Origin of the sequence: Halobacillus sp. B23F22_5 (genome assembly GCF_043497085.1) — a bacterium.
In the GTDB taxonomy this organism is placed as follows: Bacteria; Bacillota; Bacilli; order Bacillales; family Halobacillaceae; genus Thalassobacillus.
The window spans coordinates 1-26,286 of record NZ_JBIEKI010000018.1; the positions used below are offsets into that span (position 1 = coordinate 1).

Annotated in this window: 29 protein-coding genes and 1 riboswitch; of the genes, 23 read left to right on the forward strand and 6 right to left on the reverse strand. The window is 40.9% G+C overall.

Annotated elements, in window-relative coordinates:
- Positions 1–203 precede the first annotated feature (203 nt).
- Positions 204–575 (forward strand): VOC family protein, encoded by a 372-nt coding sequence (locus tag ACGTN9_RS17565; protein ID WP_499595223.1) that lies wholly within the window; start codon positions 204–206, stop codon positions 573–575.
- Between the two features lie 10 nt (positions 576–585).
- Here ACGTN9_RS17565 and ACGTN9_RS17570 read toward each other — a convergent pair whose 3' ends face one another.
- Positions 586–2,052 carry a UDP-N-acetylmuramoyl-L-alanyl-D-glutamate--2,6-diaminopimelate ligase gene (locus ACGTN9_RS17570; RefSeq protein ID WP_499595226.1) on the reverse strand — a complete coding sequence of 489 codons (1,467 nt, stop codon included), beginning with the start codon at positions 2,050–2,052 and terminating at the stop codon, positions 586–588.
- A gap of 314 nt (positions 2,053–2,366) precedes the next feature.
- Between ACGTN9_RS17570 and ACGTN9_RS17575 the strand changes: the two genes are divergently transcribed.
- Positions 2,367–3,269, forward strand: coding sequence for a glycine betaine ABC transporter substrate-binding protein (locus tag ACGTN9_RS17575; RefSeq protein ID WP_499595229.1), 903 nt, complete (start codon positions 2,367–2,369; stop codon positions 3,267–3,269).
- 285 nt (positions 3,270–3,554) lie between these two features.
- The gene (locus ACGTN9_RS17580) at positions 3,555–4,361 is read left to right on the forward strand and encodes a VLRF1 family aeRF1-type release factor (protein ID WP_499595231.1); all 807 of its coding nucleotides are present in this window, start codon (positions 3,555–3,557) and stop codon (positions 4,359–4,361) included.
- 116 nt (positions 4,362–4,477) lie between these two features.
- Here ACGTN9_RS17580 and ACGTN9_RS17585 read toward each other — a convergent pair whose 3' ends face one another.
- Complete coding sequence (locus tag ACGTN9_RS17585; RefSeq protein ID WP_499595234.1) at positions 4,478–5,998, reverse strand: AbgT family transporter; 1,521 nt, start codon at positions 5,996–5,998, stop codon at positions 4,478–4,480.
- Positions 5,999–6,286: 288 nt separating this feature from the next.
- Between ACGTN9_RS17585 and ACGTN9_RS17590 the strand changes: the two genes are divergently transcribed.
- The 4 genes from ACGTN9_RS17590 to ACGTN9_RS17605 are packed head-to-tail and all read left to right on the forward strand — an operon-like array spanning position 6,287 to position 8,377.
- Positions 6,287–6,592 carry an antibiotic biosynthesis monooxygenase family protein gene (locus tag ACGTN9_RS17590; protein WP_499595236.1) on the forward strand — a complete coding sequence of 102 codons (306 nt, stop codon included), beginning with the start codon at positions 6,287–6,289 and terminating at the stop codon, positions 6,590–6,592.
- On the forward strand, positions 6,589–6,951 hold the full coding sequence (locus ACGTN9_RS17595) for a hypothetical protein (protein ID WP_499595238.1): 363 nt from the start codon (positions 6,589–6,591) through the stop codon (positions 6,949–6,951). Before ACGTN9_RS17590 ends, ACGTN9_RS17595 begins: the two co-directional genes overlap by 4 nt.
- Positions 6,952–6,966: 15 nt before the next feature.
- On the forward strand, positions 6,967–7,629 hold the full coding sequence (locus ACGTN9_RS17600; RefSeq protein WP_499595242.1) for a cobalamin B12-binding domain-containing protein: 663 nt from the start codon (positions 6,967–6,969) through the stop codon (positions 7,627–7,629).
- A 25-nt stretch (positions 7,630–7,654) separates the two neighbouring features.
- The gene (locus tag ACGTN9_RS17605) at positions 7,655–8,377 is read left to right on the forward strand and encodes an STAS domain-containing protein (RefSeq protein WP_499595244.1); all 723 of its coding nucleotides are present in this window, start codon (positions 7,655–7,657) and stop codon (positions 8,375–8,377) included.
- 70 nt (positions 8,378–8,447) lie between these two features.
- On the opposite strand, the gene ACGTN9_RS17610 is transcribed toward ACGTN9_RS17605, so the two are convergent.
- Complete coding sequence (locus ACGTN9_RS17610; RefSeq protein ID WP_499595246.1) at positions 8,448–8,606, reverse strand: hypothetical protein; 159 nt, start codon at positions 8,604–8,606, stop codon at positions 8,448–8,450.
- Between the two features lie 276 nt (positions 8,607–8,882).
- Here ACGTN9_RS17610 and ACGTN9_RS17615 point away from each other — a divergent pair, with 276 nt between their 5' ends.
- From ACGTN9_RS17615 to copZ, 4 genes are all read left to right on the forward strand, one after another.
- Entirely contained in the window at positions 8,883–9,266 is a 384-nt protein-coding gene (locus ACGTN9_RS17615; protein ID WP_499595248.1) for a DUF302 domain-containing protein, read from the forward strand.
- A 96-nt stretch (positions 9,267–9,362) separates the two neighbouring features.
- A complete protein-coding gene (locus ACGTN9_RS17620; protein WP_499595250.1) occupies positions 9,363–9,677 on the forward strand; it encodes a metal-sensing transcriptional repressor in 315 nt (104 codons plus the stop codon).
- Between the two features lie 15 nt (positions 9,678–9,692).
- Entirely contained in the window at positions 9,693–12,074 is a 2,382-nt protein-coding gene (locus ACGTN9_RS17625; protein ID WP_499595252.1) for a heavy metal translocating P-type ATPase, read from the forward strand.
- 32 nt (positions 12,075–12,106) lie between these two features.
- Entirely contained in the window at positions 12,107–12,313 is a 207-nt protein-coding gene (copZ, locus tag ACGTN9_RS17630; RefSeq protein ID WP_028783617.1) for a copper chaperone CopZ, read from the forward strand.
- 58 nt (positions 12,314–12,371) lie between these two features.
- On the opposite strand, the gene ACGTN9_RS17635 is transcribed toward copZ, so the two are convergent.
- Together ACGTN9_RS17635 and ACGTN9_RS17640 are read right to left on the reverse strand one after the other, a co-directional pair.
- The gene (locus tag ACGTN9_RS17635) at positions 12,372–12,641 is read right to left on the reverse strand and encodes a spore coat protein (RefSeq protein WP_499595254.1); all 270 of its coding nucleotides are present in this window, start codon (positions 12,639–12,641) and stop codon (positions 12,372–12,374) included.
- Between the two features lie 76 nt (positions 12,642–12,717).
- Positions 12,718–12,978: a hypothetical protein gene (locus ACGTN9_RS17640; protein ID WP_499595256.1), complete on the reverse strand. Its 261-nt coding sequence runs from the start codon at positions 12,976–12,978 to the stop codon at positions 12,718–12,720.
- Positions 12,979–13,215: 237 nt separating this feature from the next.
- Here ACGTN9_RS17640 and ACGTN9_RS17645 point away from each other — a divergent pair, with 237 nt between their 5' ends.
- From ACGTN9_RS17645 to ACGTN9_RS17685, 9 genes are all read left to right on the forward strand, one after another.
- Positions 13,216–14,133, forward strand: a complete 918-nt coding sequence (locus ACGTN9_RS17645; protein WP_499595259.1) for a proline dehydrogenase family protein — start codon at positions 13,216–13,218, stop codon at positions 14,131–14,133.
- Between the two features lie 286 nt (positions 14,134–14,419).
- Positions 14,420–16,819: a 3-hydroxyacyl-CoA dehydrogenase/enoyl-CoA hydratase family protein gene (locus tag ACGTN9_RS17650; RefSeq protein WP_499595262.1), complete on the forward strand. Its 2,400-nt coding sequence runs from the start codon at positions 14,420–14,422 to the stop codon at positions 16,817–16,819.
- Between the two features lie 33 nt (positions 16,820–16,852).
- A complete protein-coding gene (locus tag ACGTN9_RS17655; RefSeq protein ID WP_499595265.1) occupies positions 16,853–18,028 on the forward strand; it encodes an acetyl-CoA C-acetyltransferase in 1,176 nt (391 codons plus the stop codon).
- Positions 18,029–18,043: 15 nt separating this feature from the next.
- Positions 18,044–19,825, forward strand: a complete 1,782-nt coding sequence (locus ACGTN9_RS17660; protein ID WP_499595267.1) for an acyl-CoA dehydrogenase FadE — start codon at positions 18,044–18,046, stop codon at positions 19,823–19,825.
- 958 nt (positions 19,826–20,783) lie between these two features.
- Entirely contained in the window at positions 20,784–21,140 is a 357-nt protein-coding gene (locus ACGTN9_RS17665) for an arsenate reductase family protein (RefSeq protein WP_499595269.1), read from the forward strand.
- Between the two features lie 99 nt (positions 21,141–21,239).
- On the forward strand, positions 21,240–21,623 hold the full coding sequence (gene gcvH, locus ACGTN9_RS17670) for a glycine cleavage system protein GcvH (protein ID WP_093045996.1): 384 nt from the start codon (positions 21,240–21,242) through the stop codon (positions 21,621–21,623).
- Between the two features lie 41 nt (positions 21,624–21,664).
- Positions 21,665–21,814 (forward strand): hypothetical protein, encoded by a 150-nt coding sequence (locus tag ACGTN9_RS17675; protein ID WP_499595272.1) that lies wholly within the window; start codon positions 21,665–21,667, stop codon positions 21,812–21,814.
- A 77-nt stretch (positions 21,815–21,891) separates the two neighbouring features.
- Entirely contained in the window at positions 21,892–22,248 is a 357-nt protein-coding gene (locus ACGTN9_RS17680) for a toprim domain-containing protein (RefSeq protein ID WP_499595274.1), read from the forward strand.
- A gap of 15 nt (positions 22,249–22,263) precedes the next feature.
- A complete protein-coding gene (locus tag ACGTN9_RS17685; RefSeq protein ID WP_499595277.1) occupies positions 22,264–22,578 on the forward strand; it encodes a thioredoxin family protein in 315 nt (104 codons plus the stop codon).
- Positions 22,579–22,803: 225 nt separating this feature from the next.
- Here ACGTN9_RS17685 and ACGTN9_RS17690 read toward each other — a convergent pair whose 3' ends face one another.
- The gene (locus tag ACGTN9_RS17690; protein ID WP_499595280.1) at positions 22,804–23,223 is read right to left on the reverse strand and encodes a TlpA disulfide reductase family protein; all 420 of its coding nucleotides are present in this window, start codon (positions 23,221–23,223) and stop codon (positions 22,804–22,806) included.
- A gap of 224 nt (positions 23,224–23,447) precedes the next feature.
- A riboswitch (SAM riboswitch) is annotated at positions 23,448–23,559 on the forward strand.
- A 104-nt stretch (positions 23,560–23,663) separates the two neighbouring features.
- Between ACGTN9_RS17690 and ACGTN9_RS17695 the strand changes: the two genes are divergently transcribed.
- From ACGTN9_RS17695 to ACGTN9_RS17705, 3 genes are read left to right on the forward strand one after another with little or no spacing between them, the layout of a single operon-like run.
- A complete protein-coding gene (locus tag ACGTN9_RS17695) occupies positions 23,664–24,692 on the forward strand; it encodes a methionine ABC transporter ATP-binding protein (protein ID WP_499595283.1) in 1,029 nt (342 codons plus the stop codon).
- Positions 24,682–25,350 (forward strand): methionine ABC transporter permease, encoded by a 669-nt coding sequence (locus tag ACGTN9_RS17700; protein WP_499595285.1) that lies wholly within the window; start codon positions 24,682–24,684, stop codon positions 25,348–25,350. The genes ACGTN9_RS17695 and ACGTN9_RS17700 overlap by 11 nt, the downstream gene beginning before the upstream one ends.
- 15 nt (positions 25,351–25,365) lie before the next feature.
- Positions 25,366–26,211 (forward strand): MetQ/NlpA family ABC transporter substrate-binding protein, encoded by an 846-nt coding sequence (locus ACGTN9_RS17705; RefSeq protein ID WP_499595287.1) that lies wholly within the window; start codon positions 25,366–25,368, stop codon positions 26,209–26,211.
- Positions 26,212–26,286 lie beyond the last annotated feature (75 nt).

The following is a 26,286-nucleotide window of genomic DNA, read 5'->3' on the forward strand; positions in this document are numbered from 1 at the left end:
AGGTCGTGAAACGACCGAGGAGGCTTGCCAGCTCCCCCACAGGAAAGCGAATCGTTTCCCAGCCGCCCTTACTCCTGACTCGGTAACGGACACGAAATATCTCGAAATCAAGTCTTCGACTTTTCGGCCCTATTGTGGAATAAGCCTTTTATAAAAAATCTAACAGCGTTTAACAAAGCCTAAAGAGAAAATGAGGTGATTTAATGGCATTTGTATTTGAAGGAGTAGACCATGTCCAACTAGCAGCTCCAGAGGGTAGTGAAAATCAGGCTAGGAAGTTTTTTGCAGAATTATTGGGAATGGAGGAGGTCGAAAAGCCTGAAGCATTAAAGAAAAGGGGAGGAGTATGGTTCCAGTGTGGAAATCAGCAGATACATATTGGGATAGAAAAAGACTTCAGCCCTGCCAAAAAAGCTCATCCAGCCTTGGTCGTTAAAAATATCGATCAACTGATGAGCCACTTGAGCAAAAAAGAGGCAGCGTACCAAAAAGATGATAAGCTGCCAAATGCAAAACGTATATACTTAGAAGACCCTTTCGGTAACAGGATAGAAATATTGGAATGGCAGAGTTGACAATATCACGTCAACTCTGTATTAGTTTCTTTTGAGGATTCCTTGAAAATCTATCGAGGAATTCAACACAATGAATATCAGAATCAACCGGATATTTATAAGTTTGTTCGTAAGTTTCATGGCCTTTTCCTGTTATAATAATCCAATCACCTGGTTTGGCATTATCCCAAGCGTGTTTAATTGCCTTGGTTCGATCATAAATGACTTTCCCTGAACTAGTGCCATGGGTGTAGTGCAAGTCTTTTAATTCTTTTTCCATTGCTTCAGGTTTTTCCCCGTATAAATCATCTCCGGTCAATATATAACGTGTAGCAGTCGAAGCACTCACACTCAACATTTCTTGTCGCTTGGTCCGATCTCTCCCGCCTCGGAATCCGAACACGTGTATGATACGTTGTGCTCCTTCCTTTCTAGCTGTGTGGAAAATGTTTTCCAGCGCGTCAGCTGTATGGGCGTAATCGACGATTATGGTTGCACCTTTAGGGTGTTTATATTCCTCAAATCGACCTGGAACGTGTAGTTTCAATGCCAGTGTCTCTGTGATGGAATCCCACGCTATTCCTGCTAAATAGGAAGTATAAGCTGCAAAAGTAGCATTATGGAAGTTATGCACCCCTGGCATTTGCAGGGAAAGGGATATTCGCTTATCATCAATGATCAGTTGTCCTGCTTCAGGCTCTACAATCACATCATCCGATTCGGATGAATCCACTGTATAAACCTGTTTTCCCTCATGTTTCAATCTTGCTGCCAGTTTTTTTCCCCATTCTTGACCGGTATAGATGACTGCTGTCCCGTCAGACTTCAATTGTTGGAACAAGCTGGCTTTTGTTTCAAAATAATCTTCCATGCTTGAATGGTAATCCAGATGGTCATGTGCCAAGTTTGTAAATACTAGATGATCGAAGAAGAGACCATGAACCCTACCCTGTCTAATTCCATGGGAAGATGCTTCCAGTATAGCGACGTCATCCTTACTTTGTGATAGAAGTTTATAAAACGTCAAAGGATCAGGCGTGGAATTACCTGATTCATGGGCTTCACTATTTACGATATAAGAGACTGTCCCAAAGGTAGCGCACGAGTATCCAGCCTGTTCGAAAATACTTTTCAACATATAAGTGGTGGTTGTTTTTCCATTCGTACCAGTAATTCCAATCAGTTTAGGAAAAGGCTTGTCTTTCATATAAAAGCTTTTAGCTACTTGAGCCAATGCTTTTCTGCTGTTTTCAACCTTAATATAGGGGATGGAAGTGTCAGTATTTTCTTTTTCACCAATGACGAGAGATGCTCCTCCATCTACAGCACTTTGTATGTAATTATGACCATCGGTATTATGGCCTGGAATCGCTACGAATAACGTTCCTGGTCCTACTTTACGTGAATCGCAGGAAATATCAACAATGTCTGCAGACATTGCTGATGAGCTGGTTGCAATATGATGTTCGATGTTTTTGAGTAGTTCAGCTGCTTTCATGCGCATGTATCTCCTTCATGGTTCGTGGGTGAATGTATTACTATTGTATAGACAAATTCACCACCCTTCAAACTCCTACATTGAATTCCTCTCCTTATTTTATCTCTTTCTATTGATTTCATCAGCAATTGTAATAAAAATTTAGTCAAAGAAATATTTTTGTAATCCTTAACCCGTTCTGTACACTTTATATAGTTTAAACTGTATAAATTTTGTGTTACAATCAATAAACGTGTGAAACATTAGATGAAAATTTTGTTAGTTGGTTTATTTTAGAAGATTTATATCACAATAATATTAAAAGGAGGAAAAATATGAAGAACCTACGTAAATACTTATCTGTTTTATTATTGTCTCTGGTCCTTATATTAGCTGCTTGCGGTGGGAATGATTCGGGTAGCGAAGACGGTGGTGGTACCAGCGGTGATGGAGAAGAAAAAGGTACAATCTCAATTGGTATGAATAACTGGGCTGAAAATGTCGCGGTTTCTAACATGTGGAAAATTATATTGGAAGAAAAAGGATACGATGTGGAATTAAAGAATGTGGAAAAAGGGGCACTATATGAAGCTTTATCTGCCGGTGATCTTGATATCGGTATGGAAATTTGGCTTCCGAATACCGATAAGCCTTTCTATGAAAAATTCGAAGATGAAATCGATTGGCGGGAAACGTGGTATGAAGGTACCGATTTAGCTTTGGTCGTTCCATCCTATGTAGAAGATGTAAATACCATTGAAGATCTGAACGCTCATAAAGAGAAGTTTGATTCACGAATTGTAGGAATTGATGCAGGAGCCAGTATCATGAATTTAACCGACCAGGTCATCAAGGAATACGATTTGGACTATTCTTTACAGGCATCATCGGAACCTACCATGATATCCGAATTAAAAAATAGTATGGAAGATGAAAAGCCTATTGTTGTGACGCTTTGGAAGCCGCACTGGACCTTTTCTGAAATGGATTTGAAAATTTTAGAGGATCCTAAAAATATTTATGGCGACTCTGAAAACATTTCTTACGCAGCTCGTCTAGGGCTGGAAGAAGATCAGCCACAAGTAGTGGAATGGTTTGATAAATTTATGCTTAATGACGATCAGTTAGGAAGTTTGATGGCAGAAATTAATGAAGCTGAATCCGCTGAAGAAGGCGCAAAGACATGGATTGAAGACCATCGTGATTTAATTAAAGAATGGACTGGCGGTACTGAGTAATAGCCAGGCTGAAGACCTGTTTCCTAATGAGGGAGCAGGTTTTTTGTTAGAAGAAATGCCCTGCTCAACTATATGTTAAGGGGGGAGAACAAAATGAAGGAAATTTAATCGTTCCATCATTTCCAACGGTATAAATAGGAAAGTATACAGCTCTAATCTTAATACCCCTTCCTCTCAAGGGGTACTTTTTTATGGGAAATTTAAGGGAGCAGGTTTGAGTATAAGTTATCGCGGTTACATACGTAATAGATAATCAGTATTTAACAAAGGAGTAGATGTAGCCTTATGGATATGAATAAAGAAATCAAAAAGTTGGAAAGTGTTTATTTAGAAAAACCACAGCGTGTATTCAGCATGTATTTAAATACAGATCCGTCTGATCCTGATCAACAAGGCGGAGAATGGAAAATCCACTTGAAAAATGGCTTGAATAATTTCGAAAGTTATTTAAAGGAAGATGGGGATTCAGATGAAAAACGAAATTTCTGGGCAGTAAAAGAAAAAGTAGAAAATTATGTCCATGAAAATGAACAAAATTTTGCTAAGAGTCTGGTCATCTTCGCTACTGCGGATGATACAGTATGGTTTGCTGAACGTTTTCAGATGCCAGTCGAAACTGAGTTCCATTGGGAAGAGACAGCGAAATTGGATCAGTTGAAAAAGATGTATGATCAGTTCCCTAAAACAGGAATTATTTTGACTCAAAAAGAAGCAATCAAGATTTTGGATACAGAACTGGGGACTTTGAAGGAAACACAATTGTTTGAATTGGACCTTGATACGGAAGATTGGAAACAGCACACTGGCCCGCATCGTGCACAGCCATCTATGGGTTCAGGTGGAAAGAGTACCAAGCAGGAACAATTCCAGGAGCGCTTCGAAGCTAACCGCTATCGTTGGTACAAGAGCCTTGCACCTAAATTGGACAAGCTTGCTAAGGATAATCAATGGGAGCGTATTTATGTCGTCGGTGATAAAGAGGAAGCGGCCGACCTGACAGAAAATATGAATAAAGAAATTAACGATGTTGTTAATAAAAATATGCTCGACCATGAAGAGATGAAAGTTATCAATGAAGTAGTAAGTCAATAAAAAAAAATGCTTGCAGGATTTCCTGCAAGCATTTTTTAATGCTTTAACAAAGTTTAACCTGTCCAAATCATTAGAGTAAAAGAAACACTTTAGGAATTGGAATTAAGCCAAGTTTTCTAATACTTGATTGGGGAACCAGGGCCAAGATCGATTCCGAACATCATCCATACGATAAGCATAAGTGTCCATGCAATCAAGAAGACGATGCTATATGGGAACATCACAGAAATCATAGTACCAATGCCCATTTTCTTATCATACTTTTGCGCAAATGCAATGATGATTGCAAAATATGTCATCAATGGAGTGATGATATTAGTAGTTGAATCAGCTACACGGTACGCCATCTGAGTGAGTTCCGGTGAATACCCAAGCTGCATCATGATTGGTACGAAGATAGGAGCCATCATCGCCCATTTGGCGGAAGCACTACCAATGAATAAGTTGATCGTCGCAGATACCAGGATAAAACCTAATATCAATGGGATACCTGACAAGTTGGCTGCCTCCAGGAATTCTGCCCCATAGACACCAATGACAAGCCCCATGTTAGTTTCTGAGAAATATGCAACGAATTGACCTGCTGTAAAAGCAAGAACAATAAACATCCCCATAGTAGCCATCGTATCAGAGAGCTGGTTTGCTACGTCTTTATCATTACGGATTTCTTTTGTTGCGATTCCATAAAATAAACCGGGGATGAAGAATAAAATGGTAATAATCGGTACCAATGAGCCCATAAATGGAGACTGGATGATTTCTCCATTTTCCCCACGTAATGGTGCGCCTTCAGGTACGATTAGCAGCGCCATAAGAACTACCGTCACAATGACTGAAATACTTGCCCATTTCAAACCTTTCTTTTCTAAAGCATTCAGCCCTTTCAAATCTTCTCTGTATTCGCCTTTATATTCGCCTAAGCGGGGTTCCACAATTTTTTCTGTTACCCAGGCGCCAACAATGGACAATAGGAATACAGACACAATAATAAAGTAATAGTTCATTGCAATATTCATTGTTTCTGCATAAGCCGGATCGATGATTGCTGCAGCGTCAATCGTCATTTCACCAAGCATTGCGTCAGTTGCGGATAAGAACAAGTTGGCACTAAAGCCTGCTGATACCCCGGCAAAGGCAGCTGCGATACCTGCTAAAGGATGTCGGCCAATTGCTGCAAAAATAACAGCTCCTAACGGTGGAAGCACGACATAACCTGCATCGGAAGCGACGCTGGACATAACCCCGGCAAAAACTAGTCCGAATGTGATCAAACGTTGCGGCACGGATAAAACAAAACCACGTAACAGGGCACTGATAAGACCTGTACGTTCAGCAATACCGATACCAAGCATAGTAACCAGGACCACGCCTAATGGAGCAAAGCCGATAAAGTTCTCTGTCATACTGGAGAAGAGATACTGAATACCTTCTTCACTCAACAGGTTTTTTACTTCTACCATTTTCCCTTCTTCTCCCGGATGCTCTACGCTGATCCCGAAGCTGGAAACGATAGCTGAAACAAATATGACTACTAATGCTAAAATAGCAAATAAGGTGACTGGATGGGGAAGCTTATTACCAACAACTTCGATTCCGTCCAAAAATCGTTGGAACATTCCCTTTCTTTTAGTCGCCAATCTTAAGCACTCCTTTCTTTACCAAAAAAACCAAAATTCTGAAAGTTTTTTAAGTTTTTGGCATAGTATTTTTTGTCGAATACTAGTATATAAGCATAAAAAAATAATTTAAATACGTTTGGAAAAAATAGAAATGTTCAATTAATTCAGAAATAATGATAACGGTTTCATGTTCTGGAATGTGTAAGTATGTTTTAGTCGCAAAACCCTAAGTTATACAGAGGTTTGCAGATATGATACGATTGTCATAATAAACTTTTCTAAGCGTGGACGTAAAGGAGTTTTGCAATGTATATAGTAGATTCAACTGTAACAGTACCTGAGCATAAAGCTGATGAATTAATAGAAATTTACAATAATAGAAGTAAGTCCGTGGATCAGGCAGACGGTTTCCTTTCCTTTCAATTGCTGCAAAATGATAAGCGTGCCGGAGAGCTTACCGTCCATATGGAATGGGAGACAAAGGAAGCCTACTTGAAATGGGTGCGCAGTGAAGACTTTAAACGAATTCATGATTTAGAAAAGAACTACCCTGATCAAGAGCTTGCTGGTATTGTACCAACGGTGTCACGGTATAAAGTGGTGGCCACATGAAAGTATCCGAAAAACAAAAATTAGTGGAATTGGTAGTTGATGATATATATCAGGCTTATCCAGAACTGATTGAGAGGTTCGGGGAATCAGGAAGATTACGAACCTTGGAGGATAACCATCACCATTTGGATCATTTGGATACGGCATTTCAGATGGGGAACAGCACGTTCTTTCTTGATTACACGAATTGGCTGAACACCGTATTAACTTCAAGAGGAGTAGGTACACAGCTGATTATCGATAACTACGAAAGACTACTTAAATGGATGGAAAAAGTTTCATTTGAGCAGTCTGAAGAGCGTGAAGCATACCGGGATTATTTGCACGCTGGTATAAAAGAACTGGATTCCCCGTCCTAAACGAGGTGAGTTAAAATGAACAAAAAATATGATGAGGAACTGGCAGCGTATCTACTGGAAGGTAAGGAAGATGCAGCAGTGGCATTTGTGGATGAACTCCTTACTAATTATCCCAGGCTGTATCTTTTTGAAGATATTATAACTCCTGCCATGTACCATATTGGGGTATTATGGGAGAAAAATGAAATCACAGTGGCAGATGAGCATTTAGCTACTGCAGTGTGCGATTTTGTTCTATCCAGACTCGATGCAGGGGTTTATGTTGATAAAGCAAAAAAACAAAAACGTAAGAAGGTAATCTTATTAGGGGTTGAAGAAGAACAGCATTATTTAGGGCTGAAAATGGTTGCCAGTTTTTATCGCGAAAGAGGTTGGCGCGTACGGTATCTCGGGCCCAATTTACCAATTGACCATGCATTAGACCAAATCAATCAATGGAAGCCCGATGTAATAGGAGTATCTGCTGCGTTATCTTACCGGTTACCAATGGTGAAAAAAATGACAGAAGCTTTTATTCAACTGAATTGGGCTCCTACTATTATCATCGGCGGCAGAATTGTTAAAAAATACGATTTATCCAGCTTTGAATCAGAGCGTACGCATGTAATAAAAGGGCTTGGTGAATTAGAAGAACTGCACATTAAAGGGAAAGCGGGCGTCATGGATGAAACTAGCTGAAAATTTTTTCTCTGTTCCATACCTTGTGATAAACAAACAATATGAAATACTTTCCATTACCAAAGAAATGGAAGAACTCTCTGCTTCAACCAGTAATTTCTTAGAGTTAGTAGACGAAGGAAGTATTTCTAAGGTGCAGGAAGAAGTGGTTCCGGCAAAAATCAAAAATAAAATGGAAATCAATATATATCAACGGGAACGAGAGCTTGATCCACTCTTAGTAGACCTTTATGTCAATTGGAAAAATGACCTTCAGGCAGAACTAATGATTCTCCCCAAAGATCAACGGGTTTCAGATATAACAGTATCGTTAGGAAAGCTTCGCTCCCGCTTGAATAACACCAATTTTGAATTGTTAGAGGAAAAAGAAAAACTTCAGGAAGCAATTGATGAAAATAATCGTCTTTCTGCTCCCTTTATCGAACTTTCTTCAACTACTGCTTTAGTTCCATTATTTGGGGATCTCAATGATGAAAAAATGTATACCGTAAGTGAGAATCTGCTTGAATCTGCGCAAAAGGCTGATAAAGAAACTATTCTTGTGGATTTAACTGCTGTCGGGGAAATCGAACATGATGGAATGATTGTTTTTCAGAATATTGTCCAATCGTTATCTTACATGGGGATAGAAATTGTAGTCATCGGTGTCAAACCGGATCATGCTCAAAGAATTAATCAACTGCAATTAAAACTTGGTCTCCGGTTTATCAGTTCCCTGCATCAGGCTGTCCAAAAGTATTGTCAATAAAAAACGTGGTCGTCATCCATTGACGTACCACGTTTTTTTAATTTACAGCAGAAGATATTTGGATTGATGCTTAGCAATCTCCTGCTGGAATGCCTGCCAGGACCAGGCCATGAGGCCGCTTTTCCAATCGGAGAGAATTAGTCATATCTTTAATATGAGGGTCAATGGCCACGTTGACTCCATTGATCACTTCCAGCTTATCATCTTTTTCTGCCCCATCCAGGGACAATCCTAATTGTGGGCCACCTCAGCCAATTCCTGCTAAGAACAGTCGGATCCCTTCAGCGTCATTATCTTCTAAAATTTGAATAATATCAGTTTTAGCTTCATCTGTAATCTGCATCATTTTCACCCCTCTTTACACTGTCATCTTAGGTCAGAATAGACACGCTTTCAAATATTTGCTTTTTTATTAGTATGCAGCATTGAAAGTGTATCACTCGTTTTAATTATACCAAATAGGGTATAATGTGTAAGTGAAAAGAACTTGAAGGAGGTAATTAATTTGTTCCATTACACAGTAGAGACAAACAAAGGAATCGATGAAGCGGTACAAGCTCTAGAAGCAGAATTGAAAAATGATAAGTTTGGCGTGCTTTGGGACTTTGATGTTAAAGCGACATTGAATAACAAAGGTCTGGATTTTGAAAAACCTGTGCGGATTCTGGAAGTTTGCAACCCGACTGAAGCAAAAAAAGTTTTAGAAAAAAATGAATTGGTAAGTTATTTTCTTCCATGTAAAATCGTCGTACATGAAAGTGAAGGCAAGACAAAAATCGGGATGCCAAAACCCACGAAACTGATTGAATTTGTTGAAGATGAAGAATTGAATCAAATCGCACAAGATATAGAAGAGCGAATGGTAAGTGCAATCAATGAAGCGAAATAGGTAATAATAAGGGCAGCAAAATTGCTGCTCTTTTTTATTTGACTTAAATACTATACGGGGGTATAGTGTGAGTATGACTTGTTGGAGGTGGAAAAATTGACTAACTCTTTACCTGAGAATAGTGGGAAGCAACCGGTCAAGCCACGAACAGAAGGTGAAAAACAAAAGGTCCTGAATCGTTTGAAGCGAATAGAAGGTCAAGTAAGAGGAATTCAGAAAATGGTGGAAGATGATCGGTATTGTGTTGATATATTGGTACAAATTTCAGCCATAGATAAAGCATTGAACCAGGTCGGTTTTTCACTGATGGAACGTCATACCAAACATTGTGTCAGCCATGCTATTAAGGCTGGTAATGGTGATGAATCAATTGAAGAACTGATGAAAGTGATGAAACAATTCGCAAAATAGAAAGGAGGTTTCCAAATGGGCGAGCAAAAAAATCTTTCCGTCGATATTACGGGTATGACCTGTTCTGCCTGTTCCTCAAGAATTGAAAAAGTACTGAACAAAATGGATGGAGTAGATGCGAATGTCAATTTGACAATGGAAAACGCACGGGTCACTTATGATCCAGACAAGGTTACCCCAGAAGATGTTTCAGAACGAATTGAAAAATTGGGTTATGGGGTAAAGACCGAAAAAGCAGAGTTTGATATTACAGGCATGACTTGTTCTGCTTGTTCTGCACGAATCGAAAAAGTGTTGAACAAAACGGAAGGTGTCCAACAAGCAACGGTTAACCTTACCAACGAAACGGCTACGGTTGAATATAGCGGGGATATCAACGAAAACGACATTATCGCTCGCATTCAGAAACTCGGCTATGATGCTACTCTAAGAGCCGACCGTGAAGAAAGAGCTTCACAAAAAGAAGAAGAATTGAAAAAGAAACGGATCAAACTATATATTTCAGCTATTCTTTCTTTACCGTTGCTATTGACTATGTTCGATCATCTGCTCGGACTGCCGATACCGGATTTATTGATGAATCCTTGGTTCCAGTTTGCATTAGCGACTCCAGTGCAGTTCATCATCGGCTGGCAGTTTTATGTGGGGGCTTTTAAGAGCCTAAGGAATAAAAGTGCCAATATGGATGTGCTTGTTGCGTTGGGTACCAGTGCCGCTTATTTTTATAGTCTGGCTGAAGCGTTACGGTCGCTCGGAAACCCTGCTATGGAACCACATCTTTACTTTGAAACAAGTGCAATCCTTATAACTTTGATTCTTGTAGGCAAATATTTTGAGGCTGTAGCGAAAGGGCGAACCACAGCAGCTATTTCCAGCCTGTTGAATTTGCAAGCGAAAGAAGCGACTGTGTTACGAAATGGTGAAGAAGTAAAAGTTCCGCTGGAAAGTGTCACGGTTGGTGATACTCTAATCGTTAAACCAGGTGAAAAAATTCCAGTCGATGGGGAAATCATCAAAGGGAATACATCGGTGGATGAGTCGATGATTACCGGAGAATCCATTCCGGTAGAGAAAGACCCTGGTGATAAACTGATAGGAGCAACCATCAATAAGAATGGTAATATTCAAATGAAAGCAACTAAGGTAGGAAAAGATACCGCACTTGCAGGTATCATCAAAGTTGTTGAAGAAGCTCAGGGTTCAAAGGCTCCGATACAGCGGATGGCTGATGTCATTTCAGGGTATTTTGTTCCCATCGTTGTAGCAATTTCTATCATTACCTTTATTATTTGGATGACGATTGTTTCTCCAGGTGATTTCACATCCGCGTTAGTTGCTTCTATTGCTGTTTTAGTAATCGCGTGCCCATGTGCCCTTGGTCTGGCGACACCCACTTCCATCATGGTGGGTACTGGTAAAGGTGCAGAACAAGGCATCTTATTCAAAGGCGGAGAACATCTGGAGAACACCCATAAAATTGATACAGTAGTTTTTGATAAAACGGGTACCTTAACGAAAGGCACACCGGAAGTGACAAACTATGAAGGTTCATCTGACATTCTGCAGCTGGTTGCCAGCGCAGAAAAAAGTTCAGAACATCCATTAGCGGATGCAATCGTCAACTATGCAGATCAACAAGGAATTGAGCTGATGGAACCAAGCAGCTTTGAAGCTGTACCGGGTCATGGTATTAAAGCTGTATTGGATGGAAAAGAAGTACAAATCGGCACTAGGAAGTTAATTCGTAAGCTTGATGTGGAATATGAAGCATATGAAGCAACTATGGAACAATGGGAGAATGAAGGAAAAACTGCTATGCTGATAGCAGTAGACAATAAAGTAGAAGGTGTCATTGCCGTAGCGGACACTATTAAAGAATCGGCACCGGAAGCTTTAAGACAGCTGAAGGAAGCTGGTATCGAATTGGTCATGCTGACAGGGGATAATGAAAGAACAGCTCAAGCGATTGCCCGCCAGCTGGGTATTGACCGGGTCATTGCAGAGGTAGTACCAGAAGAAAAAGCAGAACGAGTAAAAGAATTACAGCTGCAGAATAAAAAAGTGGCCATGGTCGGGGATGGCATTAATGATGCTCCTGCACTTGCTATTGCTGATGTGGGTATTGCTATCGGTACAGGTACAGATGTCGCTATCGAGGCAGCTGACCTTACAATATTGGGCGGCGAATTGACATTAATTCCAAAGGCAGTCCAGTTGAGTCAAAAGACAATGAAAAATATACGTCAAAATCTATTCTGGGCACTTGCTTATAATTCTGCCGGTATCCCGATTGCAGCTGCTGGTTTGCTTGCTCCCTGGATTGCAGGAGCGGCTATGGCATTCAGTTCTGTAAGTGTTGTTTCTAACTCACTTCGATTGAAGCGAGTTAAATTATAAATCATAGTTTTTATGAGGAGAGGTGTTGGAATATGGAAATGACTTTAGAAGTAAATGGAATGACTTGCGGCCATTGTGAAAAGGCTGTGAAAGGTGCACTGGAAGAATTAGAAGGTGTACACGGTGTTGAAGTCCATCTTGATGCCGGGAAAGTAGATGTCAAATACGACGAAGCTTTCGTAACGAAAGAAAAAATGAAAGATGCTATTGAAGACCAGGGCTACGATGTAGTTGGTTAATGTACAGAAAGGCTGTCGTTTGGAGGGAGTTTCCTGCCAAACGACAGCCTTATTTTTTTTACCCTTCATAAGGAAGCTGGTTTTTATACCCGCTGAACTGCTGGTATGACTGCTGAAGTTTTTGTTGATCAGCAGCTTCTAAGCTATACCAGCCCTTTTTGAACATGAGGTTGTACATATCACGTTGACAATCTTGTGTTTCTTTAAAAATGGTAGCTAAGTCATTATATAGGTTTTGGTTGCTTGCTTCATTTAATGCTACATTGTAGGCATCCGTCATGTATTTTTCCGTCGCCAATTGATCGTTGACGAAGTCGCGTTCATTCATTTGGGGTGTTTTAGGAACGTTTGTTTCAGGGTTTTGAATTTTTTGGCTTTGTGGGTTCAATTTTTGTCAACTCCTTTTAGTTTAATGGTTGAGATTGATCGTTCAAATGCTCCAGAATTTTATCATAATGACGTTGATGCATCTGGCCTGATTGCTCTAAAGCTGCCTGAAGTTCAGGGTCCTGACACTGCTGTGCGTAAAAGTGAGCTTTTTTGCAGGCGATCAAGTTCCAGGAGAGCATATCCGTAATATAAAGTTGATCTTTTCCACTTACCATATTTGGCGGTTGTGGCATAGGCTGTGCCTGCTGCATACCAGGCTGATTTTGTTGTTGCATAACATTACCTCCTTGTTGATTATCGGGGTTATTTTGCCCAAAGCAGCTTTAACTATGAGGAAATACAGGAGCAAACGAGTAATATTTACATTAACTAATAATTTTTCCGCATTTTCGATTATTTTTGCGAAATATTACCCACTTTCTGAGAAAAATGATAGAATAATAATGTGATAACGATTACAAGTTGAAATTTTCACATAATTAGATGAAAAGTCTGGTGTAGGGGGATGCATCGTGGAGCAATTGTTGCGTAATTTCTTTCTATTTTTATCAAAAAATAAATTTTTTACTAAATTGGCTAAACGGTATGGTTTACGATTCGGAGCAGCACGATTTGTTGCAGGAGAGACTATTCCTGATGTGGTTGAGTCCATACGAAAGTTGAACGCAAAAGGAATGGCCGTCACCGTGGATCATTTAGGAGAATTCATTGACAGTAAGGAAGAAGCACGAGCTGCTGCGGATGAGTGCATCGAAGCAATCAAAGCTATCTCCAGCAACGGGCTGGATTCCCAGGTATCCTTGAAAATGACATCGATGGGGTTGGACATCTCCCATGAATTGGTAATGGAAAATATGCGACGAATTCTCCAGGCAGGTACAGAACATGATGTTTTTGTGACCATCGATATGGAAGATTTCGAGCGCTGCCAAAAAACAATCGATATATTCAAGGAGCTCCGTAAAGAATATGACAATGTCGGTACCGTGCTGCAAGCTTATTTATACCGTACAGTAGAGGATATCGAAGACCTTGATCAATACAGCCCTAACTTACGACTGGTCAAAGGGGCGTACAAGGAGTCTCCCAAGGTGGCTTTTCCGGAGAAAAAAGACGTGGATGATAACTTCAAAAAAATTATTAAAAAACATTTATTGAATGGCCACTATACTGCAGTAGCCACACATGATGAGGCTATGATTGAATACACGAAAGAAATAGTGAAAGAACACAATATCCCAAAAGACCAATTCGAGTTCCAGATGCTTTACGGTATAAGGGTTGAGCGTCAGGAAGAATTAGTCGATGAAGGCTACAAAATGCGTATCTATGTACCATACGGAAACGATTGGTATGGTTTTTATATGCGTCGTCTTGCTGAACGACCTGCCAACGTAGCTTTCGTATTGAAAGGCATATTGAAGAAATGACGGTAAGTAAATTAGTGGACTTTTTGGAAAGACCCGCAAGGACGCATTCACCATGCGGGTCGTTTTCCTCTTCATTTCGCTTATGATTCAAAGAAAACCAGGTAAGCAGTAAGTGGTATGCCTTTTCTGTTAATTTTAAAAGAAAAATTTTCCTCAGTTTCATAAAAACGATTGCGAAATATCTGAAAATAATTTATAGTAAGGATAGATGTTGATAGGTGACTATCTTATTTTTTTAGCTCTAAAATGAATGAGTATTCATTCAAAAAAGATAGGGGGAAATTCAATGAATCGTAAAATCAGGCGCGCAGCCGTATTAGGTTCTGGTGTTATGGGGGCCGGTATTGCTGCTCATTTGGCCAATGTAGGAATTCCAACTTTAATGTTGGATATTGTGCCACGTGAACTTACGGATAAGGAAAAGAAACAAGGATTGACATTAGAAGATACTGCTGTACGAAACCGGATCGCAGCAATGAATAAGCAGGGATTGTTGAAACAGAAACCTTCCCCATTAACAAGTAAAAAGAACCTGGATATGATCGACGTCGGTAATATGGAAGATGATATGGAAAAATTATCAGAAGTGGATTGGGTAATCGAAGTTGTTGTCGAGAACCTGGATATTAAAAAGAAAGTGTATACACAGGTCGATGAATATCGTAAGCCTGGTTCAATTATCAGCTCGAATACCTCCGGGATTTCTATTGAAGCAATGGCAGAAGGATGTTCGGAAGATTTCCAAAAGCACTTTTTAGGAACTCATTTCTTTAATCCACCAAGATATTTAAAATTGCTGGAAGTAATCCCGACCAAAAAGACAGATGCTGCTGTCGTGGCATTCATGAAGAAATTCGGAGAGGATGTACTGGGTAAAGGTGTAGTCGAAGCAAAAGATACACCTAACTTTATCGCTAACCGGATCGGTACTTATGGATTGCTCATCACAGTCCGTGAAATGCTCGAAAAAGGTTACACTGTCGGTGAAGTTGATTCTGTTACCGGACCGATGATCGGGCGTCCGAAAAGCGCAACATTCCGTACGCTTGATGTAGTCGGCCTCGATACTTTTATTCATGTAGCAAAGAATGTATATGAAAAAGTTGAAGGGGAAGAAAAGAAGGTTTTTGAAGTTCCTGAGTTCATGAGTAAGATGCAGGAAAAAGGATGGCTAGGATCGAAGAGCGGGCAAGGGTTCTTCCTTAAGAAAAAAGGAGAAAAAGGCAGCGAAATATACGAGTTAAATCCGGAATCACTTGAGTATGAAGAACGAAAAAAATTAAAGACGAAAGCAACGGAGATGGCGAAACAAGAAAAAGGTCCAAAACGAAAGTTGAAAGCTCTTGTGTCAGCTAAAGGGGACCGTGCTGGTGACTTGATATGGTCTATAGTCAGTCCGGTACTGGTGTACTCAGCTGAGCTGCTTGGCGATATAGCCGATGACATCACTTCCATAGATGAAGCTATGCGATGGGGGTTCGGATGGGAAATAGGTCCATTTGAAATATGGGATGCCATAGGAGTCGAGAAGTCCGTTGAACGGATGAAAGAAGAAGGTATTTCTGTCCCTGGCTGGGTTGACGAAATGCTGGCATCTGGTAATAAGCATTTTTATAAACAAGAAAATGGAAACGTTTACTACTACCATAATGGTGACTATAAGCAAAAGAATTTCAATAAAAAAGAAATCCATTTGAAGCGTTTGAAAGAAACAAAGGATGTCATCAAGAAGAATGCCGGTGCGAGCTTGATTGACCTTGGAGATGGAGTCGCCGGTCTGGAGTTCCATTCTCAAAGCAACGCCATCGGGCTCGATATCATCCAAATGATCAATGATGCAATCGAAGAGGTCGATCAAAACTTTGAAGGGCTTGTTATTGGAAATCAGGGCAAGAACTTCTGTGTTGGTGCCAACTTAGGGATGATGTTGATGGAAGCGCAGGACTACAATTTCTTTGAAATCGAGTTAGTCGTTAAGAAATTCCAGGATGCGATGATGAACATCAAGTATTCCGATAAACCTGTCATTACTGCTCCATTCGGAATGACGTTAGGCGGCGGAGCTGAAGTTTGCCTCCCTTCTGACGCTATTCAGGCCTCTCAAGAAACCTATATGGGACTTGTGGAAGCTGGGGTAGGACTAATTCCGGGAGGCGGCGGAAATAAAGAGCTTTATTTGAAGCATCTGCGTAATATTCCTCAGGGCATCGACTTTGATTTACAAAAAGTGGCAAATGCTGTTTTTGAAAAGATAGCAATGGCGAAAGTATCTACCTCTGGAGAAGAAGCGAGAGAAAATGGATTCCTGGATCAACAGGATGCAGTGAGTGTCAATGGAGACCATTTGCTTCATGACGCCAAGCAAAAAGTTCTGGGTCTTGCAAGGTCAGGATACCGTGCGCCAAAACGTACTAAGTTCCCTGTTGTCGGTGAGCAAGGGTATTCCACAATGATGCTGGGAGCGAAATCGCTAGGTCTGGGAGGCTATGCTTCTGAGCATGATCTCAAAATTGCGGAAAAGCTTGCGTTTGTTTTAGCGGGAGGACGTCTAAAGGAAGGGACGCTTGTTGATGAGCAATACTTGCTCGATCTAGAACGGGAGGCCTTCTTAAGCCTGATCGGTGAACCTAAAACACAACAGCGTATGCAGCATATGCTCTTAAAAGGAAAGCCGCTACGTAACTAATCATCAGCAATCTACTCAAAGGGGGAAGGAAATGTGAAAGAAGCAGTAATTGTCGCAGGGGCACGCACCCCGGTTGGCAGAGCAAAAAAGGGGACGCTCGCCAATACAAGACCAGATGACTTAGCCGCATTAACAATAAAAGAAACGTTGAAAAGGGCAGGTAATTATGAAGGGGATATCGATGACGTCATTATAGGATGTGCGATCCCTGAAGCAGAGCAAGGGATGAATATGGCGAGAAATATTGGGGCATTAGCGGGTTTATCTCATACCATTCCTGGGATTACCATCAACCGTTACTGTTCTTCTGGATTGCAAAGTATCGCTTATGCTTCAGAAAGAATCATGCTTGGACAGAGTAATTCTATTATTGCAGGTGGAGCGGAATCCATGAGTATGGTTCCTGTACCCGGCCATGTAATCAAACCCAACATAGAAATTGTTGAAAATGCACCGGGATATTACATGTCTATGGGGCATACGGCAGAAGAAGTAGCGAACCGTTTCCAGATTTCCCGTGAAGATCAGGACGCCTTTGCTGTAGAGAGTCATCGTCGTGCAGCAGCAGCTATTGAGGCAGGTCGATTTGAAGACGAAATCGTCCCTGTGGAAGTGACAGACCGTGATCTCGGTTCAGATAATAAAGTTACAGAAATGACCAAATTGTTTACCCAGGATGAGGGAGTCCGCCCGGGGACGACACAAGAGGTACTTGCAAAACTGAAACCAGCATTTTCCTTGAAGGGAACAGTAACAGCAGGTAATTCTTCACAAATGAGTGATGGCGCGGCATCTGTTCTAGTAATGGATAAGGAAAAAGCAGAAGCAGAAGGGCTGAAACCTCTTCTTAAGTTCCGGTCTTTTGCTGTTGCAGGTGTGGAGCCTGAAATCATGGGTGTCGGTCCTATTGCTGCGATTCCAAAGGCTTTGAAACTCGCAGGCCTGGATCAATCTGATATCGGTCTATTTGAACTGAACGAAGCATTTGCTTCTCAATCCTTGCGCGTCATTCGTGAGCTGGGGCTAGATACTGATAAAGTCAATGTCAACGGAGGTGCAATAGCGCTGGGACACCCACTTGGCTGTTCCGGAACGAAACTTACACTTACCTTGATGCATGAGATGAAACGCCGCAACGAACAGTTTGGTGTCGTAACCATGTGTATCGGTGGCGGAATGGGTGCTGCTGGAGTATTTGAATTATTATAAGAGGAGGAAAACAAAATGAGTGAAACGAAAGAAAAGATGTTTAAAGGCGGCGGATTTTTAATTGAGGATGTTGCAGCAGAAGATGTCATTACCCCAGAAGATTTCACCGATGAACACTGGATGATCGCCAAAACAACCGAAGACTTTGTTTTAGGAGAAGTGGTTCCAAAAATTGATAACCTTGAAAACCATGAATTCGAGCATTCTGTGGATCTCTTGAAAAAAGCCGGTGAACTAGGTTTGCTTGGTGTAGATGTTCCGGAAGAATACGGTGGACTTGGTTTAGATAAAATCAGTTCTTCTTTAATTACAGAAAAGTTTTCTCGTGCTGGCGGCTTTTCGGTAACACATGGGGCTCATGTAGGAATCGGGTCTTTGCCAATTGTATTTTTTGGAAATGATGAACAAAAGAAAAAATATTTACCGAAGCTTGCGACTGGGGAACTGATTGCAGCATATGCATTGACTGAACCGGGTTCCGGCTCCGATGCATTGGGCGCAAAAACAACAGCTAAATTGAATGAAGCTGGCACACATTATGTATTGAACGGGGAAAAACAGTGGATTACAAACTCCGCTTTTGCTGATGTTTTCGTTGTATACGCAAAGATCGATGGGGACAAATTTACAGCTTTCATCGTAGAAAGGGACTATAAAGGTGTCTCCACAGGCCCTGAAGAAAAGAAGATGGGAATCAAGAGTTCATCTACACGTACATTAGTTTTGGAAGACGCAGAAGTTCCTGTAGAGAATGTACTTGGTGAAATCGGCCGCGGTCACGTCATTGCTTTCAATATTTTAAATGTAGGTCGCTACAAGCTTGCTATTGGCGGTGTTGGTGGGTCTAAACGCGCGATCGAACTTGCTGTAAAATATGCAAATGAACGTAAACAGTTCCAAACGCCGATTTCCAGCTTTTCATTAATCCAGGAAAAACTTGCTTCAATGGCAGTCAACACATACGCTAATGAAAGTTCTGTATACCGCACTGTCGGTCTTTTTGAACAAAGCATGGGTAAACTTTCTGATGAGCAACTTAAAGATGGTAAAGAAGTTGCGAAAGTAATTGCGGAATATGCCATTGAATGTTCGTTGAATAAAGTGTTCTGTACAGAATTGCTTGACTTTACAGCTGATGAAGCTGTACAGATCCACGGTGGCTACGGGTTCATGCAAGAGTATGAAGTGGAGCGTATTTACCGCGATTCCCGAATTAACCGTATTTTTGAAGGCACCAATGAAATTAACCGGATGATTGTTCCTGGGACATTGTTGAAAAAAGCAATGAAAGGTGAACTTCCTTTATTGCAAAAAGCCCAGTCCCTACAAGAAGAATTAATGATGATGATGCCTGAAGAACCAGGTACAGAGCCATTAGAGCAAGAAAAATATTTAGTGAAAAATGCTAAGAAGATAGCTCTGGTAGCGGCTGGTCTGGCTGCTCAGAAGTATGGCGAAAAACTAGAAAAAGAGCAAGAATTACTTGTCAATATCTCAGATATCGTTGCTGAAATTTACAATATGGAATCAGCATTGCTTCGTACCGAAAAAGCAATGAACAAATCTGCAGAAAAAGCTCAGCAAAAGCTTCTTTACACACAAGTTTATGTGCAGGAAGCATTCAACCGTATTGAAGCGCATGCGAAGGAAACACTAATCGCTTCAGAAACAGGAGATACTTTGCGCATGATGCTTGGGGCACTTAAGAAGTTAACCCGTCACACACCAACAAACGTTATTGCGAAAAAACGTGAAATTGCAGCGAACTTAATAAAAGAAGAAAAATACATCGTTTAAGCTGCTGCGCAAGGTATAGGGGGTCACCAATCGTACGGACTAAGCAAGACCGGCTGCAACAGTAGCCGGTCTTGTATTTATTTAACGAACTATAATAAAGGTAAACGAATGTAATTCCATCATTTAGCTGAGCTGCTCTATAAAGAAGGCTTTGTTAAACGTTGTTGTTAAAAATTCATAAGAAGTTTATTCAACAAAAGGGCCGAATTATGGAAGACTCGATTTCGAGATGTTTATCTGAATAAAGGTCCTGTGGGGAACGACTCCCTTTCCGCGGGCATGCGCTGAGCCTCCTCAGACTTCGTCTTCCGGGGTCTCATCTGTCATTTTCATCCCGCAGGAGTCTCGCCGTTCCCCTCCGGACCTTAACGTAGAAAGTTCTCGAAATCACACTTATGGCAAAACATCTTTGAAGAAGACTTCTGCCTCTTTATATCCTTCATAAATGCTTTTAGGATGAAATTTTTAGTTGTACATTCTTTCTCTTTTTGAAGGGTCCGTTTGATACAAAACTGGCTGGATGGGAAGGGAAACGTCGAGACTCCCGCGGGAGAAGGGGCTAGGCGAGATCCCACAGGGCGCAGCCCGAGGAAGCTTGCCAGATCCCCCGAAGGAAAGAAATGAATGCGTAATCGCCTCGGGAGACACGACACGCATAAGCAGAACAGCAAAAGGGAAGTGTTCTTTCTTCCCGTTGATGGACTGCTTATGTCGCGAGTGTCTAGGCGATGAAGCTGGAAAGCGAGGCGTTTCCAAGACCATCCCCTTACACACATGGTAACGGACCGAACTATCTCGAAACTGAGTCTTCAAGTAAAGGGAGCCTTATCTGTAACATCAACTCTGGATTTAACAGAGTATTTAAGAAAAATAGTGATGACGCTTTCCCTGTTTAATGAAATGTATTCCAAGTTTGTGATAGAATATAGGCACGGTAAATCATAAGGGGGAGATAGCTTTGGCAGTAACCTTTTATTGGTACCCACAATGTGGAACTTGTAAAAAAGCAAAAAAATGGCTGGATGAGAATGGCGTAGAATATGAAACCGTACATATCGTTGAAAATCCGCCTAATCAAACTCAACTGCAGGATTACATAGATAAAAGCGGCATTCCTGCGAAAAAGTTTTTTAATACAAGCGGAAAGAAATATCGTGAGCTGGGAATGAAGGATAAGCTTAAGGAAGCAAGTGAACCTCAAATGGTAGAGTGGTTAGCATCAGATGGTATGTTGATCAAAAGGCCGATCGTTACAGATGGAAAACAGGTGACGGTAGGTTTTAAAGAGACCGTTTTCGAGAATACTTGGAAATGATGCAATAGGGAATGAGCATATCATTGGCATTAAAGGCAAAAAGCTTTTATGTTAATAATGCAGCTTAATTATAATAATTATAATTTGGAGGGATTAGTCATGAGTTTACCAAAAGATCTAAGTTATTCTGAAGAGCACGAATGGGTAAAAACAGAGGGAGAAAAAGTACGTATCGGGATTACTGACTTCGCACAATCCGAGCTTGGGGATATTGTTTTTGTTGAATTGCCTGAAGTCGGAGATGAGTTGGAAGCGGACGAGCCATTTGGCAGTGTAGAATCTGTAAAGACAGTTTCTGAGTTATATGCCCCAGTGAGTGGTAAAGTGGTGGAAGTGAACGAGGAACTCGAAGACAGTCCGGAATTTGTCAATGAATCCCCATACGAAAAAGCATGGATGGTCATTGTGGAACCTTCTGATAAATCAGAAATGGACGAACTGATGACTGCTGAACAATATGAGGAAATGATCTCCGAAGACTAATTTTATTCTCAATGGGAACTCTATACATAAGGGGTGACCTGATGGATAAAATGAGTAAAACTAATAATTTCACTTCAAAAAAAGCTGCCGGAAAAAATGGCAGACAGCGCCAGCTTGCAAACAAAACAACAAAACAAGAGGCGCCGAAAGTCCGCCAATATGTAGATTGTGATGATGGCGGCTGGTGTTGAATAACCGTTAGTTAACCTCAGACCATGCTATCATAAAGCATGGTCTGTTTTACTAAGTGAACCGGGTGGGATTCCAGATGGAATATGATAACCAATTACCCATTCTCATTGTAGAGGGAATTACAGATAAAAAACATATCAATAAAATATTGGATGATCGGGTAGAGATTCTATGCACTCATGGTACGTTAGGCGTGGAACGGATGGAGGAAATGATTTTAGACTATAACCTTGATGATCGTTCCGTATACATTTTGGTGGATGAAGATGATTCCGGTCATAAATTACGTAAACAATTGACATACGAGCTTCCCCATGCCGAGCATATTTATGTTGATAAAGCTTATCGAGAAGTCGCCACTACACCTGAACCCGAACTGGCCAGAGCGCTGTTAAGCCAGCATTTCAATGTCAAACCAATCTATCTCATTTAAGGGAAGGGGGTTAGGATGGAACAACTTGAATTAGCAACAAAAAGTGAAACACTCCAAAAAGAGAAGCGTGCACTTATTTTCATTCATAGCCCGTTTTGTGGAACATGTCATATGGCCAGGAAGATGTTAGATACCATAGAGGCAATGTGGAAGCAGGATTTGTTTTTTGAATTGAATGCATCCATCCATCCTGCTTTTATGCAGGAATATCAAATCAAGAGTGTACCTTGTTTATTAATTCTTACTGACGGTAAGATCAAGGAAAAAATCTATGCGTTCCGTTCGGTGACTTATATGCAGAGAGTGGTGTCTAAATACGTCAACTCTTAATATTATTTCCCGAGAAATAACGAAAGAGTCAGCAGCCTTACCTGGCGTGATACTTCAGGGGGGCTGTTTTTTGATGATTCCACGATAGGACGTATCAAGCGAATATATTTATTTGCAAGCTCTACTAAGCGTTCTTATCGTTCTCGAAACTGAGTCTTCAAAATCAACACAGGGGTTTAGGTGATGTTTTCTCCAACAAAAAAAGCCGATTGCTACCGGCTTTTTCTAGTCCACTAACTCCCCTAATTTTTCTACTATTTCTAGGAATTTTGCCTGATCGTCGAATTTCGCTGCTATAAATCCTTTTTGGTCGATGATTACGGTTGTGGGCACACTGGTACATTGATACTGGTCGTATATGCTTCTTCCTTCATCAACTAATGTTTTCTGCGTCAGGAACTTTGTTGCAAAATCCTCTCCAGCTTGGCTGCTTCTTTCCCGACCAGCAACGTTAATAGTAAGCATGCGGACTTTATTTGAATCCATTGAGCGGTTCAATTGTTCTTTCATAGGCAAGTCCCTGGCACAGTCAGGACACCAGGATACCCAAAAAGTCAGTACAATCACTTTTCCGATGTCTTCTTTCACATCATAGACGGAGCCGGAATGAATTTCCGGCAATTGAAAAAGTGGTGCTGTTTCCATGGTTTTCCCCTCCTTATTTAAGTAACTATTCTTTACCAATCCTATCATAAAAAATAATGAAGAAGCATGCGATGCAGGTCATCTCCCAAGGGTGGCCACGGAAGTTTCTCCATAGGAAGTTCAAATAAAAATCTAAATAAGTCGAATTTTGTTGACAATTATTTTTGAGCCGTGCTACAATCCTTTTTGTGACACTTAAAAGGATTAAAGCAATAAAATAGTATCTCTTATTAAGAGAGGCGGAGGGACTGGCCCGATGAAGCCCGGCAACCGTCAAGCATTTATGCTTGAAAAGGTGCCAATTCCTGCAGAGTAATTAACTCTGACAGATAAGAGAACGGAGCAGCTTGATATATAAGCGCCTTTCTGTTCTCGTAAGCAGAAAAGGCGTTTTTTTAATTTAACGAGCATGAAGTCAGGCTTGTAGGAGGCGGCATGAAATGATTTCTATCAAAGAACTTACGAAAGTTTTTCATACAAAAGATCAAGATGTCACCGCAGTAGACCATCTTGATTTGAATATCAAATCTGGAGAGATTTATGGGGTCATCGGGTATAGCGGTGCAGGAAAGAGTACATTCATTCGTTTATTGAATCGTCTCGAAGACCCTACATCGGGTTCGGTTACGATCGATAAGCAGGAAATAACCAGTATGAACAAGAATGACTTACGACTCGCCCGGCAGGAAATCGGAATGATCTTCCAGCATTTCAACCTGCTCTGGTCGCGCACAGTCAAAGATAATATTGCTTTTCCGTTAGAAATCGCTAAAATGCCGAAGGAAAAGAGAGAAGCTCGAGTGAAAGAATTGGTTGAGCTAGTAGGTTTGAAGGGGAGAGAGAATGCATACCCTTCCCAACTGAGCGGAGGGCAGAAGCAGCGAGTCGGCATCGCTCGAGCACTCGCTAATAAACCGAAAGTTCTATTATGTGATGAAGCGACATCTGCACTGGATCCTGAAACAACGGACTCGATTCTTGATTTATTGGTTGATATCAATGAGAAGCTGGGACTTACAATTATATTGATCACCCATGAAATGCATGTAATCAGAAAGATATGTCATCGCGTCGCAGTAATGGAAAATGGAAAAGTAGTAGAACAAGGAGACGTTTTAGATGTCTTCCTTCATCCCGAGCGACCAGTGACAAAAAAGTTTGTTGATCAAGTGATGGGAGATCCCGATCAAGACCACTCCCTTGATTTGATTCATGAGAATTACAAGTCTGGTAAAGTACTGCGCCTTCATTTTATAGGTGAAAGCACGAATCAGGCATTGATAAGCGAACTTTCCAGGGAGTTTAAGATCGACTTGAATATTTTGCACGGGAAAATCACGCAGACTCAAAAAGGTGCGTACGGTACATTGTTCGTCCACGTAGAAGGTGATCAGGTTGAAATTGAAAGAGCTCAAGCTTATATCCAGAACACTTCAGTAGAAGTGGAGGTGATGCCGAATGTTCAATAAGTTATTTCCGAATGTCGAATTACAGGATATGATCACTGCTACCAATGAGACACTTTACATGACCATCATATCTGTTATTGGAACTTTATTTTTCGGTATTATCCTTGGGCTGCTGTTGTATTTATCGCGTCCGGGAGGGTTATGGGAAAACAAGGTGCTCAATTGGATTACGGCAGCGTTTGTAAATGTGTTCCGTGCTATCCCTTTTATAATTTTGATACTATTGTTATTCCCTTTTACTGATTTTTTAATGGGAACAATTCGTGGGCCTAAGGCTGCATTACCGGCTTTGATCATCGGAGCTGCGCCTTTTTACGGCAGACTGGTTGAAATAGCTTTAAGAGAAGTTGATAAAGGAGTAATTGAAGCAGCTAAATCCATGGGGGCTAAAAATTCCACAATAATTTTCAAGGTGCTGCTCAAAGAATCGATGCCAGCCCTTGTATCAGGTCTTACGGTGACAGCCATTGCGCTGATTGGCTATACTGCAGTAGCAGGTGTGATTGGCGCAGGTGGTTTAGGAGACTTCGCTTATTTTTATGGCTTCCAACGGAGTGATTTTGATGTGGTATTTGTATGTACAGTGTTAATCGTCCTCATTGTGTTTATATTCCAATTCATTGGAGACTTCCTGACACGTTCATTAGATAAAAGATAAAAAAGGAGAATGGTTATGAAAAAATGGTTAACAGTTATATTGGCAGGATTATTAATATCAGTATTGGCCGCGTGTGGCAGTGCAGATGAAGGAAGTGGATCAGATAGCTCCTCTTCGGATAAGAAAGAAATAAAAGTTGGTGCTACTTCAGTCCCTCATGCGGAGGTCCTCCAAGAGGCGAAACCGCTTCTAAAAGAGGAAGGGATCGAATTGAAGATTGAAGAGTACCAGGATTATGTGTTACCTAACAAAGACCTGGCGGAAGGCCGAATTGATGCGAACTACTTTCAGCATATCCCTTACCTGGAAACACAAAAGGCTGAAAATGGCTATGACTTCGTAAACCTTGGTGGAATCCATATCGAGCCGATGGGGATCTATTCTAAAAATATCAAAAGTGCTGATGAAGTCCCAGAGGGTACCAATGTACTTTTGAGTCGTTCTGTAGCAGATCATGGACGGATTCTTTCCTTATTAGAAAGAGAAGGACTTATCAAGCTGGATGAAGATGTAAAGAAAGTAGATGCTACTATTAAAGACATCACAGAAAATCCTAAGAACCTGAAGTTCGATGATGGGATTAACGCAGAGCTTTTACCATCAAACTATAAGCGGGAAGAAGATGCCTTAGTTGCCATTAATACCAATTATGCGATTGAAGCTGGACTAAACCCAAGTGAAGATGCCCTTATCTTAGAAGGTTCTGAATCACCTTACGTAAATGTCATTGCCGCCAAAAGCGAAGATAAGGATTCAGAATCCTTGCAAAAGCTGGTAGAGGTATTACGTTCAGAAGAGATTCAAACATTTATGAAAGAAAAATATGATGGTGCTGTCGTTCCAGTAGACGGTAAAGAGTAACATTTTTAGCAAAGACCTCCCGGGATAATGCTCGTGTTATTGCTTATACTAGCAATAGTATGATTATCCTTGGGA

Bases quoted from the DNA above. Each gene is read 5' to 3' on its own strand.
- ACGTN9_RS17570 (WP_499595226.1), bottom strand. From the start codon at position 2,052: ATGAAAGCAGCTGAACTACTCAAAAACATCGAACATCATATTGCAACC.
- ACGTN9_RS17590 (WP_499595236.1), top strand. From the start codon at position 6,287: ATGTATATAGTAGATTCAACTGTAACAGTACCTGAGCATAAAGCTGAT.
- ACGTN9_RS17625 (WP_499595252.1), top strand. From the start codon at position 9,693: ATGGGCGAGCAAAAAAATCTTTCCGTCGATATTACGGGTATGACCTGT.
- ACGTN9_RS17700 (WP_499595285.1), top strand. From the start codon at position 24,682: ATGTTCAATAAGTTATTTCCGAATGTCGAATTACAGGATATGATCACT.
- ACGTN9_RS17650 (WP_499595262.1), top strand. From the start codon at position 14,420: ATGAATCGTAAAATCAGGCGCGCAGCCGTATTAGGTTCTGGTGTTATG.
- ACGTN9_RS17705 (WP_499595287.1), top strand. From the start codon at position 25,366: ATGAAAAAATGGTTAACAGTTATATTGGCAGGATTATTAATATCAGTA.
- ACGTN9_RS17660 (WP_499595267.1), top strand. From the start codon at position 18,044: ATGAGTGAAACGAAAGAAAAGATGTTTAAAGGCGGCGGATTTTTAATT.
- ACGTN9_RS17565 (WP_499595223.1), top strand. From the start codon at position 204: ATGGCATTTGTATTTGAAGGAGTAGACCATGTCCAACTAGCAGCTCCA.
- ACGTN9_RS17680 (WP_499595274.1), top strand. From the start codon at position 21,892: ATGGAATATGATAACCAATTACCCATTCTCATTGTAGAGGGAATTACA.
- ACGTN9_RS17695 (WP_499595283.1), top strand. From the start codon at position 23,664: ATGATTTCTATCAAAGAACTTACGAAAGTTTTTCATACAAAAGATCAA.
- ACGTN9_RS17690 (WP_499595280.1), bottom strand. From the start codon at position 23,223: ATGGAAACAGCACCACTTTTTCAATTGCCGGAAATTCATTCCGGCTCC.
- gcvH (WP_093045996.1), top strand. From the start codon at position 21,240: ATGAGTTTACCAAAAGATCTAAGTTATTCTGAAGAGCACGAATGGGTA.
- ACGTN9_RS17580 (WP_499595231.1), top strand. From the start codon at position 3,555: ATGGATATGAATAAAGAAATCAAAAAGTTGGAAAGTGTTTATTTAGAA.
- ACGTN9_RS17595 (WP_499595238.1), top strand. From the start codon at position 6,589: ATGAAAGTATCCGAAAAACAAAAATTAGTGGAATTGGTAGTTGATGAT.
- ACGTN9_RS17600 (WP_499595242.1), top strand. From the start codon at position 6,967: ATGAACAAAAAATATGATGAGGAACTGGCAGCGTATCTACTGGAAGGT.
- copZ (WP_028783617.1), top strand. From the start codon at position 12,107: ATGGAAATGACTTTAGAAGTAAATGGAATGACTTGCGGCCATTGTGAA.
- ACGTN9_RS17575 (WP_499595229.1), top strand. From the start codon at position 2,367: ATGAAGAACCTACGTAAATACTTATCTGTTTTATTATTGTCTCTGGTC.
- ACGTN9_RS17635 (WP_499595254.1), bottom strand. From the start codon at position 12,641: ATGAATGAACGCGACTTCGTCAACGATCAATTGGCGACGGAAAAATAC.
- ACGTN9_RS17640 (WP_499595256.1), bottom strand. From the start codon at position 12,978: ATGCAACAACAAAATCAGCCTGGTATGCAGCAGGCACAGCCTATGCCA.
- ACGTN9_RS17675 (WP_499595272.1), top strand. From the start codon at position 21,665: ATGGATAAAATGAGTAAAACTAATAATTTCACTTCAAAAAAAGCTGCC.
- ACGTN9_RS17685 (WP_499595277.1), top strand. From the start codon at position 22,264: ATGGAACAACTTGAATTAGCAACAAAAAGTGAAACACTCCAAAAAGAG.